At 69.5% G+C, this 14,478-nt stretch carries 11 protein-coding genes and 1 pseudogene; 8 read left to right on the top strand and 4 right to left on the bottom strand.

Annotated elements, in window-relative coordinates; translation table 11 throughout:
• Nucleotides 1-4: 4 nt before the first annotated feature.
• The 3 genes from ACIP5Y_RS45255 to ACIP5Y_RS45245 are packed head-to-tail and all read right to left on the bottom strand — an operon-like array spanning nt 5 to nt 4,714.
• Entirely contained in the window at nt 5-2,365 is a 2,361-nt protein-coding gene (locus ACIP5Y_RS45255; protein WP_400359935.1) for a tetratricopeptide repeat protein, read from the bottom strand.
• A 1-nt stretch (nt 2,366) separates the two neighbouring features.
• Nucleotides 2,367-3,386, bottom strand: coding sequence for a glutamate ABC transporter substrate-binding protein (locus tag ACIP5Y_RS45250; RefSeq protein ID WP_400359933.1), 1,020 nt, complete (start codon nt 3,384-3,386; stop codon nt 2,367-2,369).
• Entirely contained in the window at nt 3,383-4,714 is a 1,332-nt protein-coding gene (locus ACIP5Y_RS45245; RefSeq protein ID WP_400359931.1) for a hypothetical protein, read from the bottom strand. The genes ACIP5Y_RS45250 and ACIP5Y_RS45245 overlap by 4 nt, the downstream gene beginning before the upstream one ends.
• 155 nt (nt 4,715-4,869) lie before the next feature.
• Between ACIP5Y_RS45245 and ACIP5Y_RS45240 the strand changes: the two genes are divergently transcribed.
• Entirely contained in the window at nt 4,870-5,544 is a 675-nt protein-coding gene (locus ACIP5Y_RS45240) for an NUDIX domain-containing protein (protein WP_400359929.1), read from the top strand.
• 4 nt (nt 5,545-5,548) lie between these two features.
• A complete protein-coding gene (locus tag ACIP5Y_RS45235; protein ID WP_400359928.1) occupies nt 5,549-7,723 on the top strand; it encodes a molybdopterin-dependent oxidoreductase in 2,175 nt (724 codons plus the stop codon).
• Nucleotides 7,724-7,953: 230 nt separating this feature from the next.
• On the opposite strand, the gene thiE is transcribed toward ACIP5Y_RS45235, so the two are convergent.
• Nucleotides 7,954-8,655 carry a thiamine phosphate synthase gene (gene thiE / locus ACIP5Y_RS45230; RefSeq protein WP_400359926.1) on the bottom strand — a complete coding sequence of 234 codons (702 nt, stop codon included), beginning with the start codon at nt 8,653-8,655 and terminating at the stop codon, nt 7,954-7,956.
• 129 nt (nt 8,656-8,784) lie between these two features.
• Between thiE and ACIP5Y_RS45225 the strand changes: the two are divergent.
• The 6 genes and pseudogenes from ACIP5Y_RS45225 to ACIP5Y_RS45200 form a co-directional block, all read left to right on the top strand.
• Nucleotides 8,785-9,972, top strand: a pseudogene (locus tag ACIP5Y_RS45225) (FAD-dependent oxidoreductase); the annotation flags it as partial.
• A gap of 359 nt (nt 9,973-10,331) precedes the next feature.
• Complete coding sequence (thiS, locus tag ACIP5Y_RS45220; protein ID WP_400359924.1) at nt 10,332-10,544, top strand: sulfur carrier protein ThiS; 213 nt, start codon at nt 10,332-10,334, stop codon at nt 10,542-10,544.
• Nucleotides 10,537-11,307 carry a thiazole synthase gene (locus tag ACIP5Y_RS45215; RefSeq protein ID WP_400359922.1) on the top strand — a complete coding sequence of 257 codons (771 nt, stop codon included), beginning with the start codon at nt 10,537-10,539 and terminating at the stop codon, nt 11,305-11,307. The genes thiS and ACIP5Y_RS45215 overlap by 8 nt, the downstream gene beginning before the upstream one ends.
• A 171-nt stretch (nt 11,308-11,478) precedes the next feature.
• Nucleotides 11,479-12,423 (top strand): ABC transporter ATP-binding protein, encoded by a 945-nt coding sequence (locus ACIP5Y_RS45210; protein WP_400359920.1) that lies wholly within the window; start codon nt 11,479-11,481, stop codon nt 12,421-12,423.
• On the top strand, nt 12,423-13,178 hold the full coding sequence (locus tag ACIP5Y_RS45205) for an ABC transporter permease (protein ID WP_400359918.1): 756 nt from the start codon (nt 12,423-12,425) through the stop codon (nt 13,176-13,178). Before ACIP5Y_RS45210 ends, ACIP5Y_RS45205 begins: the two co-directional genes overlap by 1 nt.
• Before the next feature lie 534 nt (nt 13,179-13,712).
• The gene (locus ACIP5Y_RS45200; protein ID WP_400360279.1) at nt 13,713-14,477 is read left to right on the top strand and encodes an adenylate/guanylate cyclase domain-containing protein; all 765 of its coding nucleotides are present in this window, start codon (nt 13,713-13,715) and stop codon (nt 14,475-14,477) included.
• Nucleotide 14,478: the final 1 nt, after the last annotated feature.

The raw sequence follows: 14,478 nt of genomic DNA, 5'->3' as shown, positions 1-14,478 counted from the left end.
GCGCTCAGAACCAGGACTTGGCCCGCACCGCATTGGCCAGGTCCACCAGCGCGTACCGGTGGCCGCGGGCGGGCGCCGACCGCGCCAGCCCGCGCAATCCGGTCTCGATGCCGCGCCGGAGGTCCCGATCGGTGAACGTCGAGCCGAGCAGCCGGGATTCGGGTGATTTGGGTTCGTGGCCCGCCTGCAGCCAGGAGAGGGCGATACCGAGCGTCAGGACCCGCAGTTGCGCGGCGCGACTCTCACCCGGTGGCAGTCCCTGCACCCGCGCCGCGGCCACCTGCAGCGTCGATTCGTCGAGATCGGTTGCGGCGGAACTGGTCAGCAGCAGCAGGATCGCGGTCATGCGCGCCTCCGCATAGTGGCGGGAGGCGGGCGGCACCTGATCCAGCGCGTGTACGGCGGCGGTGATATTGCCGCCTGCCGCGAGCTGCCTCGCCAGCCCGAAGGCGGCGCTGACCACGCCGCGGTCGGTACGCCAGACGGTGGCGTAATAAGTCTCGGCGTAGGTGCGCCATTGGTCCGGATCGGGCGATTCCCAGTGCTGCAGAATCAATTCCGCCGTGGCGGCGAGCGCCAGCTTGGGTGCGATCTCACCGGGCAGCGCCTGCAGAACCTCGTCGAAGCGGGCGAAGGCGCGCTCGTATTCCAGTTCCAGTAGTTCCGTCATCCCCACGTACCAGTCGAGTCGCCAGTCGCGGGCCGGTTCGGATTCGGCGAGCCGGTCCAGCAGCATGCGGGCGGCGGCGGGTTCGTCGAGGTCGAGGTGGGCGCGGGCCTCGGCGAGGGTCACCTCGACCTCGAAAGTGTCGGGGGCGCCGCCGGGTTCGGCCGCGGCGCGCTGGCGGGCATGCCGGAGTTCGTCGAGGACGTGCCGGGCTTCCGGGTGCGCGGCGCCCGCGAGCAGGGGAGCGGAGGGGTCGGTGGGATCGATGATCGGCACGGGCAGCGCCGACACCACATCGCGGGGCCGCAGCAGGATATTGCGGGCGACGCCGTCCATGATGCCGTCGGTCTGGCCGATCAGCTCCTCGGTGCCGAAACTGGTGCGCGGCGGGCTGAACAGTGTGGACAACTGTGGATGCTCGGTGCCGGTCTCCACCGCGAGGATTTCCCGCAGGACGCCGGTGAGCTGATTGGCGAGCAGCCGCGCGGATCCGAAGCGGCGGTCCGGATCCGGATCGGTGGCGCGCAGCAGCAGCCGGTGCAGGAATTCGTGCCGGGCCAGCACCGGCTGGGTCGCGGGATCGGGGATGCCGTCGATATAGGCGCCCTGCTCCATCGGCATGTCCAGGATGAGGACGGCCAGGGTCCGCCCCACCGTGTAGATGTCCGACGCCACCGTGGGCCCGGTCTTCGAGAGTTCCGGCGCCTGGAATCCCCTGGTGCCGTACAGGTTTCCGTACGCCTCGAACTGGGCGACCGCGCCCAGGTCGATGAGTTCCACCCGGTCGGAGGTGACCATGATGTTGTCGGGTTTGAGGTCGTTGTAGGCGAGCCCCACCGAATGCAGGTACTCCAGCGCCGGCAGTACTTCCAGCACATAGGCGATGGCCTCGGCGACCGGCATGCGTTCGGGTTTGGCGTACTGGTCGAGCATTTCGCGCAGCGAATGCCCGCCCACGTATTCCATGACGATGTACCCGATGGGTGCGCCGCCGGGTGCGGCGTGTTCCACGAAGTTGTGGATCTTGACGATGCTGGGATGCACCACTTCGGCGAGGAATTCGCGTTCCGCCACCGCCACCGCCTGCGCTTCGGCATCGCCGGCGTGCAGCAGGCCCTTGAGCACCACCCACCGGTCGCTGACATTGCGGTCGATGGCGAGGTAGATCCAGCCGAGCCCGCCGTGGGCGATGCAGCCCTGGATTTCGTACTGTCCCGCAACGATATCGCCGATATGCAGTGACGGCCGGAAATCGTAAGGCGCGCCGCAGGTTTCGCAGGTGCCGGCGGTGTTCGCCGGATGGCTCGCGGTGGCCCGCCCGACGGGTTTCCCGCAGCGCCAGCAGTAGCGGCGGCCCTCCGCCACCATCGGATCGGCGAGGACCGCCTGTTCCGGATCGGTCGGTTCCACCGCCGGGATCGGCACCAGCCCGGCTCCCAGGCGCCGAACCAGTGGCCGGGACCGCATCATTCGCGCGGTCCGCTGTGACGGCCGGGTGGGGATCCTCGGCTCACCGCCCGCGGTGGACGTCCCGGCCGGCTGTGCGGGCCCGGCGGGCAGCTCGGTGCGGACGGTCGCCTCGGTGCGTGGATACGCCTGGGTACCGGGATTCGCCGCCGCCCCGTCGCCGAGGTGTGCGGTGGCGCGGGTGGGTTCGCCGTCGGGTGTGGCGGGCTCCGGTTCGGGGGGTCGGCTCATGTCAGTCCTGGTATTTCGGTGGCGGCGGGATGGCGGCGTCGCCGAGTTCGCCCGCCAGCCAGCGGTTGTAGAGCCGGTTCCAGGTCCCGTCGGAGCGAATGCGTTCCAGCGTCCCGTTGACGAAACGGACGAGATCGTCCGAGCCCTTGGAGATGCCGATCCCGTACTGCTCGGTATCGAGGTTGGGTCCGGCCACCGCGGTCGCCGGATCCTGCACCGCGAGCCCCGCCAGCAGGGTGTCGTCGGTGCTGACCGCCTCGACCTGCCGCTGCTGCAGCACCACCAGGCAGTCCGCCCAGCTGGGCACGGTCAGGATGGAGGCCGCCGGCTGCTCCCGCCGCACCAGATCGAGGGAGGTGGTGCCGGGCACCACGCACACCCGTTTCCCGGCGAGATCCGCGAGCGTGCCGATGCCGGAATCCTTCACCACCAGCAGCCGCTGATGCGATTGCAGATACGAGGTGGAGAACGTGACCCGTTGCCGCCGATCACAATTGATGGTCATGGTCTTCACGACCACGTCGACGGTGTGTTCCTGCAAGGCCTGCTCGCGGTCCGCGGACCCGAGTATCCGGTATTCGATGGAATCGGGATTACCCAGCAGATCCCGCGCCAATTCCCGCGCGATATCCACATCGAAACCGGTGAGCATGCCGGTGGTGGGATCCCGGAAGCTGAACAGATTGCTGCCCGGATCCAAACCGACCAGCAGTCGCCCGCGCGCCCGGATCGCGTCGATATCCGGCCCGCTCTTGATCCCGTTCGGCCGCAGGCTCGCGGTCGGATCGCCGCAGCTGTCGTTCACCGGCGGTGGCGGCGTCTGCGTCTGCGCCGGCACGGCTCCCGACGGCAGCGGCGGCTCGACATAGGTCCCCTGTGTGGCCGGCGCGACCGGCGCGGTGTCCGACCCGCATCCGGCACTCACGGCCACGGCCAGCCCCACGAGGCCCGCGGTCATCGGCCGCCGCAGCCGGGACAGCCGCTGCGGCACGCGGATTCCGCCCGTGGACCGCCCGCTCATCGGTACTCCCGTAGTCGCGGCCACAGTCCGGCGGCGACGAACACGGCCGCGGCGGTGGCGAGCACCAGCGCGCCCGGGGCCAGCAGGTCCAGGGTGCGGGCGCCGTGGGAGGCATTGTCGCGCAACTGGTCCCGGGTGGCGGCGATGCCGTCGCCGAGGGCGTGGTCCAGCGCGGTGACCTGGGTGGTGGCCTCGTCGGCGCCGGGCCCGGTGGCGACTGCCGCCGCGCCGATGAAATCACCCTTGGACAGGGCGTCGTTCATGCGTTGATGTGCCGCACGCCATTTGTCGAGCGCGGCGGTGGCGGTCTTCACCTCGCTCGCTCCGGGCGCGTCGGATCGGTAGCCGGACAGCAGTTTTCCGAGCTTGCCGATGGCGGCGTCGTAGGTGTTGTCGTAGGCGGCGCTGGTATCGCGGCGCACCAGTTTGAGGGTTTCGGCGGTGCGGGCCTGCTGCGCCAGAATGCGGCTCTCGGTGAGCGCGGTGGTCGGCGTGCTGCCCCGATCCCGTGAATGCGTGGTGTCCACCGCCGAGATGACGCCCGCGGCGACCGTCCAGGACAGCAGCACCACCATGGTCGCGGTGGCCAGCAGCAGTCCGGCGTTCAGCACGCGATGCCACCGCCGGAACAGGAACAGTTGCGCCGCAACGAGAGCCGCCACCGCCAGCAATGGCAGGATGATGGCCGCCCACGGCGGCCGCACATGATTGCGCTGGGTCTGGGTGATGGCGTCGGCGCGATGCTGCTGCAGTTCCTCCGCCATCGGCAGCAGGGTGGACTGCATGAGATTGGAAGCCTCGCTCAGATACGCCGCGCCGACCGGTAATCCGCTGCGATTGTCGGCGCGCGCGGTCTCCACGATCCCGGCGTACACCGGCAAACCGGTGGATATCCCGGTGCGGAGCCGGCTGTCCTGATCCGCGCCGGTCCGATTGGATTGCGCCACCAGTTCGGCCGCGGCCTCACCGACGGCCTGGTTGTAGTGATCCCGGACCGCCGCCGGTTCCAGCCCGCCGGAGATGAACGCCGTCCCGGCGGACGCGTCGGCCACGGACAGCGAGGTGTAGAGCCGTTGCGCCGAATAGGCGTCGGGTTCCGACTGATCCAGCAGATTGTCCAGGGCGTGTTGCCGGTTGGTCACCGTGCTCTCGGTGACCGCCCCGGCCGCCAGGCACATGGCCAGTAGTACCAGCCCGACGGCCAGCAGTTTGGCCGGTGACGAGTAGGCGAATGCCCGCATTTCGCCGCTGGCGAGCCGCTCCCGCCAGGCCGAGGCGGCAGCGCGGGGCGACAGTTCCTCGAGGCTCAACTGCTCGGTGCGCGCCATGCTCACCTCCTACCGACCGATTCCGAACGACCGACTACTCGCTGTCGGTTGAGCTTATTGTGGACGTACCGGTGCCGTGACGCGGGAACACCCGCCGTGATCGTGGCGCGGACCGTGCGGCACGGGCCGCCGATGGGATCGATGGGATTGCGAATATGCGTGGTGACGGCGACGGCTGGGCGGAAAGCCCCGATGGCAGCCGCCAGTGGGGCAAGTACGGGGCTGCCGGATTGTTGCTGCGCGCGCCGCTCGCGGGTGGGGGCGCTGCGGTACTGCTGCAGCATCGCGCTTTCTGGAGTCATCAGGGCGGTACCTGGGCGCTGCCCGGCGGCGCCCGCGACAGCCACGAGACCACCGTGCACGCCGCCGTCCGGGAGGCCGAGGAGGAAGCCGGTATCGCGGCGGGCTCGATCCGGGTGCGCGGCACCCGCGTGACCGCGACCGCACCCAGTGGCTGGACCTACACCACGGTCATCGCCGATGCCGCCGATCGGCTGCGCACCGTCGGCAATCGGGAGTCCGCCGCGCTGGTGTGGGTGCCCGAGGACGAGGTGGAGTCCCGTCGGCTGCATCCGGGCTTCGCCGCCGCCTGGCCCGCCCTGCGGGCCGCCCCGGCCCGCGTCAGTCTCGACGGTGTCGCCGATCCGGAGGCGGTGGCGGCCGCGTTGCCGCGCACCCTGGACCTGGCCGGTCACGGCTTCGTCTGGCTGTCCGAGCAGGGCAACGGTCACAGCCGCCCGGCGCGGATCGGCGCCGCCGAAACGGCCGCCGACGAGCCCGATCTGGCCGGAAATGTGTTGTTCCTCACTCTGGATCAGGTGTTGTCTTGAGGGCGTGAGCACGCGTGAGCTACCCACCTATTGCCGGATCTGCGAACCGCTCTGCGGACTGATCGCCACCGTCGAGGACGGGAAGCTGGTGCGCCTGCGCGCCGACAAGGAACATCCCCTCTCCCGCGGCAATGCCTGCCCCAAAGGGATCGCCTTCACCGAGATCCAGAACGACCCGGATCGGGTGCTGCACCCATTGCGGCGCGCGAAAGACGGCTCCTTCGAGCAGGTTTCGTGGGATACGGCGCTGGACGAGATCGGCGAACGGCTGCGCGGCATCATCGCGGAGCACGGGAGGGGAAGTCTGGGTTGGTATTTCGGCAATCCGTCCTCGTTCTCCTATTCACACACCTTGTGGATGCTGGGATTCCAGCTCGCGGCGGGTCTGCACCATGTGTATTCCGCAGGCTCGCAGGACGTAAACAATCGTTTCGTGGCCAGCGCGCTGCTGTACGGGTCGCCGACCTCGGTTCCGGTGCCCGACCTGGACCGCACCGATTTCCTGCTCATGATCGGCGCGAATCCGGTGGTGTCGCACGGCAGTGTGATGAGCGTGCCGCGAATTCGCGAGAAGCTCACCGCCATCACGAAGCGCGGCGGCCGGGTGCTGGTGGTCGACCCGCGGCGCACCGAGACCGCGCGACTGTTCGAGCATGTCGGCGTGCGCCCCGACACCGATGCCTGGCTGCTGGCCGCGCTGCTGCAGGTCATCTTCGACGAGGGCCTGGAGGATGCGCGGGCCCTGCGGCGGCAGGCCGCGGGCGTACGCGAACTGCGCGCCGCCGTAGCGCGATTCACCCCGGAGGGCACCGCGTCGATCACCGGTCTGGAGCCGGACCGGGTGCGGGCGCTGGCGCGTGACCTGGCCCGCGCGGATTCCGCCGCGGTGTACGGCCGCACCGGTACCTGTCTCGGCAGGCATGCCACGCTGGTCGCCTTCCTCATCGACGCGTTGTCCCTGGTCACGGGCAATCTGGATGTGCCCGGCGGTTCGGTGTTCGGCAAGGAGCTGGTGGCGGTATCGGAGTTGAACGCGCGGCTCGGTCTCGTCGGCTACGGCCGGCATCGTTCGCGCATCGGCGATTTCCCGGATGTACTGCGGACTTTCCCCGCGGCGGTGATGGCGAAGGAGATCGCCACGCCCGGTCCGGGGCAGTTGCGGGCCTTGTTCACCTCGGCGGGCAACCCGATCTCGTCGGTCCCGAACGGCCGCGAACTCGCCGCGGCCATGGCGCGGCTGGATCTGTTCGTCTCCATAGATATATATGTCAACGACACCAACCGGTTGGCCGATTACATCCTGCCTGCCACTACTTTCCTGGAGCGCGACGACATTCCGCTCCCGTTCACCGCGCTGTCCCCCACGCCGTACACCCAGTACACCGAGCGGGTGGTGGAACCCTACGGCGAGGCCCGCGAGGAATGGCGGATCATCGACGATCTCGCGACCCGGATCGGCGTGCAGCCCTTCATGATCGGCCCGCACCTGCTCGGCCGCGCGGTGAGCGCGCTGCGTCGTCGCGTCCCGGCCGCCCGCGTCCGCCCCACCCCGACCCTGCTGGTCGATCTCGCCCTGCGCACCGGCCCCTACGGTGACCTGTTCGGCCTGCGCCGCGGTGGCCTGAGCCTCCGCATGCTGCGCCGCCACCCGCACGGGCTGGTGCTGGCCGATTCGATCGCGACCGGGGTACTGCCGAAAGTGGTGCAGCACAAGGGTGGCCGTGTCCGGCTGGCGCCGCGGGAGATCATCACCGAGCTGCAAGCGCTGACCGCTCCCACGGTCGACCCGGGCTTCCCGCTGCGCGTGATCGGCATGCGGGAGCTGAAGTCCCACAATTCGTGGATGCACAATGTGGAGCCGCTCATGCGCGGCGACCGCGAGCATGCCGCCCGCATCCACCCCAAAGACGCAGCGGTAGCGGGTATTTCCGACGGCTCCCGCTGCCGCGTGACCTCCCCGCACGGCGCGATCGAGGTCACGGCCCGCCTCACCGACGACATGGTCGAGGGCACCGTCGCCATCCCGCACGGCTGGGGTCACCGCGGCGGCTGGCAGCGCGCGAATGCCGCGGGCGGCGCGAACGTCAACGACCTCATGTCGACCGACCTCGCCGATATCGAACGCCTGGCGGGCATGTCCCACCTGAACGGCGTCGCCATCCGCCTCGACCCGGCCTGAGCCGCAGGGACTTCCGTCGATGTTTCGGTATCGATATATCTCGGCGGCGTCATCCGCTCCCGCAACCACGGATGTCTGTGGGCGGGGCGAATCGCGACGATGGACGCCTGCGGGCGGAGCGGAACATATATCTCTCCGCCCCGGCCGTTGACATGTGCGGCCCGGGCGGGGATGTGTGCGGCCCGGGCTGACGGCGGGTGCAGCCGGCCGGGGCAGCGATCAGTTTGTCGTCAGCCGGCGTTTTCCAGGACGCGCTGTTTGAGTTCGCGCGCGGCCTTCTCCGGGTCGCGGGCGTCGGTGAGGGCGCGGACGACGACGATGCGGGTCGCGCCCGCGGCCAGCACTTCCGGCAGCCGCTGGTCGTCGATGCCGCCGATGGCGAACCAGGGTCGCGAGGTGTGGGAATCGCTGGTGGAGCGGACCAGGTCGATGCCGGCGGGCGTGCGGCCCGGCTTGGTGGGGGTGGCGTACACCGGGCCGGTGCAGAAGTAGTCGAGGTGCTCGTCCACGGCCGCGAGCCCGGCCTGGGCGCGATTGTGGGTGGAACGGCCCAGCACCACGTCCGGTCCGAGGATGCGGCGTGCGTACCAGGGCGGCAGGTCGCCCTGGCCGAGGTGCAGCACGTCGGCGCCGGCGGCGAGCGCGATATCGGCGCGGTCGTTCACGGCGAACAGCGCACCGTGCCGGCGGGCGGCTGCCTTCAGTTCGGCGAGCACCCCGAGTTCGGCCTTGGCTTCGAGGCTGCCGAACTGTTTCTCGCCGGGCGAACCCTTGTCCCGCAGTTGGATGATGTCTACCCCGCCGGCCAGGGCGGCTTCGGCGAATTCGGCCAGGTCGCCCTTCTCGCGGCGGGCGTCGACGCACAGGTAGAGCCGGGCGGCGGCCAGGCGCTCGCGCGGTGGTACCGGACGGTTGGGGTGGGACGGTTGCACGGGCTCGACCTTAGGCGCGCTACCGTGAGTAGGAAAACCGAGGCGCGTCCTCAGATGGATGCGGAGGCGCGCCGGAGCGTTAAGTAAGTGCTGGTCCCGGTAGTTCCGGGCCGAGATGAGGTGGAACGGATGGGGACTCTGGCCGTCATCGGCGGCGGGGTGATCGGATTGTCGACGGCATGGCGTGCCGCCGAAGCCGGCTGGACCGTCACCCTGTATGACCCGCATATCGGCTCCGGCGCCTCCTGGGTGGCCGGTGGCATGCTGGCTCCCCTCTCGGAGGGCTGGCCCGGCGAGGACGCCGCCTTCGAATTCGGCGCCGCCTCCCTGGCCCGCTGGCCCGAGTTCGGCGCCCGCCTGCAGGCCGTCACCGGCGCGGACGTCTTCACCGCCGGCGCAACCCTGACCGTCGCGCTGGACAGCGCCGACGCCGCCGACCTTCGCACCATCCACGACTGGGTGAACGCGCGCGACCTCCCCGCCTTCGGCATCCCGAGCCTGCCGCACGCCGGCGCGCGCGATGCGACGGGTGCGACAACCACCGATGCCGCCCGCGATGCGGCGCCGGACGGCTCGCTCGCCGCCACCGACTCCGAGGAAGCGCGCCACGCGGCCTGGCGACTACGCCTGCTGGACCGCGCCGGGGTGCGCGAGTCCGAGCCCGGCCTCGGCCGCGGCGTGCGGGCCGGTCTGCTGGCCGCTTCCGAACCGGCCGTGGACAATCGGCTGCTGGTGACCGCCCTGCGAGCCGCCTGCGGTAAGGCGGGCGCCGAACTGCGTCCGGAGAAGGTCCGCAAGCTGTCCGACCTGAAGCAGGACCGGATCGTGCTGGCCACCGGCGCCGCCGTGGCGAAACTCTGGCCGGGCCTGCCGGTCCGCCCCGTGAAGGGCGAGATCCTGCGGCTGAAGCGCCGGTCCAGCGCGCCCGAGGCCCCGACCCGGGTGGTTCGTGCTCGCGTGCACGGGCGTCCGGTCTACCTGGTGCCCCGCCCCGATGGAATCGTGCTCGGCGCAACGCAATACGAGGCCGGTCACGACACCTGCGTCACCGTCGCGGGTGTCCGCGATCTGATCACCGACGCCGAGGTGGTGTTCCCCGGAATCGGCGAATACGAACTGGCCGAGGTGAATGCGGGCTGTCGCCCCGGTTCCCCGGACAATCTGCCGCTCATCGGCTATCTCGACGAGCGCGTCATCGCCGCCACCGGCCACGGCCGCAACGGCGTGCTCGGCGTGCCGCTGACCGCCGCCGCGGTCGTCGAACTGCTGGCGGGCGGTGAGCTGGCCGAGGCCCGCGGGGCGAACCCGCACCGCTTCGAAATCCCTTCCAGCGCTGGGCAATCGACGGTGACCGGTGAGCACTGCGTGGTGACCACCGTGGGCGGTACGGGTTCCGGAACGGGTGCGGCCGAACCGCATCCGGCCCCCGCGAGCAAGCAGGCCGCGCCCGCACCGGCCACGCAAGGAAAAACCCCCGCGAGCGCCGCAACCCCGGCGCCCGCCGCTACCCCCGCGAGCGCCGTAACTTCCGCGCCCGCCGTAACTTCCGCGCCCGCCGCTGCCCCCGCGAGTGCGCTGGACAACGCAGGCGCACAGCCCGCGGACCCCCGGCAGGCACCCGCTGCCGCAACGCGGCAAACATCCACTGCCGCACCGTTTTCCACAGGAGGAGTGCGATGACCGCGATCCCGGTCGGCGTCACCGTCAATGGCGAGGACCATTCGTTCCCGGAGGCGCCCACGGTGCGTGAGCTGCTCGAGCGGCTGAGCCTGCCGTCGAAGGGCATTGCGGTGGCGGTGGACGGTGCGGTGTTCCCGAAGTCGCTGTGGGACGAGCCGGTGCAGCGTGGCTGGTCGATCGAGGTCCTGACGGCGGTGCAGGGTGGCTAGTTCGGCGGATATCGAGCCCCTGGTCATCGCCGGGCGCAGTTTCGGCTCGCGGCTGATCATGGGTACCGGCGGGGCGGAGAGCCTGTCGGTGCTGGAGGAGGCCCTGGTGGCCTCGGGCACCGAGCTCACCACGGTCGCCATGCGCCGGGTGGACGCCGCGGGCGGCACCGGCGTGCTGGATCTGCTGAAGCGCCTGGAGATCGCCCCGCTGCCGAATACCGCGGGCTGCCGGACCGCCGCCGAGGCCGTGCTCACCGCCCGGCTGGCCCGGGAGGCGCTCGAAACCGATTGGGTGAAGCTGGAAGTCATCGCCGACGAGCGCACCCTGCTCCCGGACGCCATAGAATTGCTCAGCGCCGCCGAGCAATTGGTGGACGACGGTTTCACCGTGCTGCCCTACACCACCGATGACCCGGTGCTGGCCCGCCGCCTCGAGGAGGCCGGCTGTGTGGCCGTCATGCCGCTGGGTTCGCCGATCGGCACCGGTCTGGGTATCGGTAATCCGCACAATATCGAAATGATCGTCGCCGACGCGCAGGTCCCGGTGATTCTCGATGCGGGCATCGGTACCGCGAGTGATGCCGTCCTGGCCATGGAACTCGGCTGTGCCGCGGTCCTGCTGGCCACCGCGGTGACCCGCGCGCAGCATCCCGCGCGCATGGCCACCGCCATGGCGAGTGCGGTGGAGGCGGGTTATCTGGCGCGGCGCGCCGGTCGGATTCCCAAGCGTTTCTGGGCGCAGGCGTCTTCTCCGTCGCTCTGACACTCAGGGTTTTCCCCGTATACTGCGGGCGTTTCGATCGAACCCCGCAGGTAAGCCGTTCGTAGTAGTGGCACAGGGGGTGTGTGCGGGGTCCGGTCATCCTCCAGGACGATCGGACGCGCGACCTCTGATCGATAGTGCCGGGCGCGTTATTCGGGAAGACTGGTCACCATGATCGAACTGAGGGGCCTGACCAAACACTACGGCCAGACCGTCGCGGTGTCGGATCTTTCGTTCACGGTCCGTCCGGGTCTGGTGACCGGCTTTCTCGGCCCGAACGGGGCGGGTAAGTCGACCACCATGCGGATGATCCTGGGGTTGGACGATCCGACCTCGGGCACTGCGCTGATCGACGGTAAGCCGTATCGGGAGCTGAAGCGTCCGCTGGAGTCGGTGGGTGCGCTGCTGGATGCCAAGTGGGTGCATCCGAACCGTTCGGCGCGTTCGCATCTGCGCTGGATGGCCGCATCGAACGATATTCCGCTGTCGCGCGTCGACGAGGTGTTGCGCCTGGTCGGCCTCACCGAGGTGGCGGGCAAGAACGCGGGCGGTTTCTCGCTCGGCATGTCGCAGCGGCTCGGCCTGGCGGGCGCCCTGCTGGGTGATCCGCAGGTGCTGTTGTTCGACGAGCCGGTGAACGGCCTGGATCCCGAGGGCATTCTGTGGATCCGCCGCTTCATGCAGCGGCTGGCGGCGGAGGGCCGCACGGTGCTGGTGTCCAGTCACCTGCTGTCCGAAATGGCGCAGACCGCAGAGCATCTCGTGGTGATCGGCCGCGGTCGCCTGATCGCGGATCTGACCACGCAGGAATTCATCGAGAAGTCGTCGGAACAGTCTGTGCGCGTGCGCAGTCCGCAGCTGGATCAGTTGCGCAGCCTGCTCACCTCGAACGGTATGACCGTGCGCGAGGACAGCGCGGACGCGGATGCCGCGGCCCTGGTCGTGGCCGGTGTCAGCAGTGACGTGGTCGGAAAGCTGGCCGGCGCCAACGACATCACGCTCTACGAGTTGTCGCCGCAGCGGGCCTCGCTGGAGGAGGCGTTCATGCGCATGACCGGTGGTGCGGTGCAGTACCACGGTGCGGGCTTCGAAGACGTTATGGGAGGTGTGCTCTGATGGGCGTGGTGACAGCGGAACGGATCAAGCTCACCTCTACCCGGTCGCCGTGGTGGTGCTCGGCGATCGTGGTGGCGCTGGGGCTGGGCATGGCGGCGCTGATCGCGGGCGTGACGCGCTCCGCCAAGGACTCAGCAACCACCCAGCAATTCGATGTCTCGACGGCCGTGGTCGGCGTCAGTGGCTTCGGTGTCATGGTGTTGATGATCATGGCCACCCTGTCGGTGACCAGCGAATACCGCTTCGGCATCATTCGCACCACCTTCCTGGCGACACCGCAGCGCACCCGGGTCATCGCCGTCAAGGCCGTCCTGCTCGGCGTTTACGCGGCCGTGCTGACCGGCATTCTGTGCGTGCTCGCCTACCTGATCGCCCGCGCCGTCTACGGTTCGTCGCCGCAGCTGGCGCTGTCCACCTCCGAAGAGTGGCGGGCACTGCTCGGTGTGCCCGTGTACGTGCTGCTGTGCGTGATCCTGGCCGTCGCGGTCGGGGTGCTGCTGCGGCAGTCGGCGGCGGCCATCTCCCTGCTGGTGCTGTGGCCGCTGGTGATCGAGACGCTGCTGAGCTCGTTCGGCAGTTTCGGACGGAATGTGGGCCCGCTGTTGCCTTTTGCGAACGGCCAACGATTCTTCTCCATGACGAGTTCGTCGGCGCACTGGCATTGGGGCCCGTGGGGCAGCCTGATCTACTTCGCGGTCTTCGTCGGCATCGTGTTCACCGCCGCCATGGTCGTGCTCAACAAGCGCGACGCCTAGAGACCCTGCCCGGGGAAGCTGCCGGCCACTGCCCGGCCGGCAGCGCACATCGGCCCGATACGGATTTCCGTATCGGGCCGATGTCATACGCGGGTTGTGGAAACGTCGTGTGAATAGTGTCGCTTCCGGGTGGAAGGGCCTGGCACACCTCGGGGGTGGTGGGTAGCATCGCGTCAGCAACCAAAACACTCGAGCAATCGCGCGGGCTCAATGATGTGGCCGCTCGCACCGATCGGGAGGTGTCAGGTGGCAATCATTCATCCATCCGAGGATCAAGGGCTGAGATACGCTCTGGGCGTGAGCGAACGACCCTCCGACGGCGGTGAGCGCGCGCCTCGCGAAGCACGCACTGACGGCTTGGGGAACGATCGCAACCGGTCGCAGGATGCGGACGGGGGGCGTCGCTTGGAACCGCGCAGCATCGACCCCGATGTGGTCATCCCCTTGGTTCCCACCGGGCAGTCTCCGGACGAGCCCGATTCCGATCAGGGCCGCCGCCGTGGCGGTCGAATCCCGGGTCAGCTGTCGGCGCTCGTGAATGCCGCGAATCAGCGCGGGGATCTCATCGGTGCGATTCGCAAGGCCCGGGAGAACCTGCCCGGCGATCCGGCCTTCGGTGATCCGCTGTCCGTATCCGGCCCCGGCGGCGTGCGTGCGGTGGCCCGCGCCGCGGACAAGCTGGTGGGCGATTCCCCCAGTGCCGCGCGGGAATTGGGCCTGGGCGCCCTGCAGGTCTGGCAGGCCATGCTGGAACGGATGGGCAAGGGTCGCGGCAATGCGGAGATCACCATCATGTTCACCGATCTGGTCGCGTTCTCCAGCTGGTCCCTCGCCGTCGGCGATGAGGTGACCCTCGACCTGCTGCGCCGGGTGGCCAAGGCCATCGAGCCCCCGATCGTGGATCGCGGTGGCCAGGTGGTCAAGCGCATGGGCGACGGCGTCATGGCCGTCTTCCCCTCCGCCGACCGCGCCATCCGTGCCGCGGTGGCGGCGAAGGAGAACCTGAGCACCGTCACCATCGACGGCTACCGCCCCCAGATGCGCATGGGACTCCATACGGGCAGCCCCCGCGAGATCGGTGGCGACTGGCTCGGTATCGACGTCAATGTCGCCGCCCGGGTCATGGAGGCTGGCGGTAACGGCAACACCATGCTGTCTTCGTCGACCCTGGATGCCCTGAAGCCCGAGACCCTCGAGGAACTCGGTTTCGGCGTGCGCCCTTACCGCCGTAGCTTCTTCGCGGCCCCGCTGAGCGGTGTGCCCGAGGATCTCCGGATCTTCCGGCTGGAAGCCGAATAGG

The organism is Nocardia sp. NPDC088792 (assembly GCF_044750615.1).
In the GTDB taxonomy this organism is placed as follows: domain Bacteria; phylum Actinomycetota; class Actinomycetes; order Mycobacteriales; family Mycobacteriaceae; genus Nocardia.
Note: the sequence above shows the minus strand (reverse complement) of the source record. Positions and strands in the feature narration are given on the sequence as shown.

What these genes read in the sequence shown, in the direction of transcription:
- ACIP5Y_RS45255 (WP_400359935.1), bottom strand. Translation starts at nt 2,365, where the DNA reads ATGAGCCGACCCCCCGAACCGGAGCCCGCCACACCCGACGGCGAACCC.
- ACIP5Y_RS45250 (WP_400359933.1), bottom strand. Translation starts at nt 3,386, where the DNA reads ATGAGCGGGCGGTCCACGGGCGGAATCCGCGTGCCGCAGCGGCTGTCC.
- ACIP5Y_RS45245 (WP_400359931.1), bottom strand. Translation starts at nt 4,714, where the DNA reads ATGGCGCGCACCGAGCAGTTGAGCCTCGAGGAACTGTCGCCCCGCGCT.
- ACIP5Y_RS45240 (WP_400359929.1), top strand. Translation starts at nt 4,870, where the DNA reads ATGCGTGGTGACGGCGACGGCTGGGCGGAAAGCCCCGATGGCAGCCGC.
- thiS (WP_400359924.1), top strand. Translation starts at nt 10,332, where the DNA reads ATGACCGCGATCCCGGTCGGCGTCACCGTCAATGGCGAGGACCATTCG.
- ACIP5Y_RS45210 (WP_400359920.1), top strand. Translation starts at nt 11,479, where the DNA reads ATGATCGAACTGAGGGGCCTGACCAAACACTACGGCCAGACCGTCGCG.
- ACIP5Y_RS45205 (WP_400359918.1), top strand. Translation starts at nt 12,423, where the DNA reads ATGGGCGTGGTGACAGCGGAACGGATCAAGCTCACCTCTACCCGGTCG.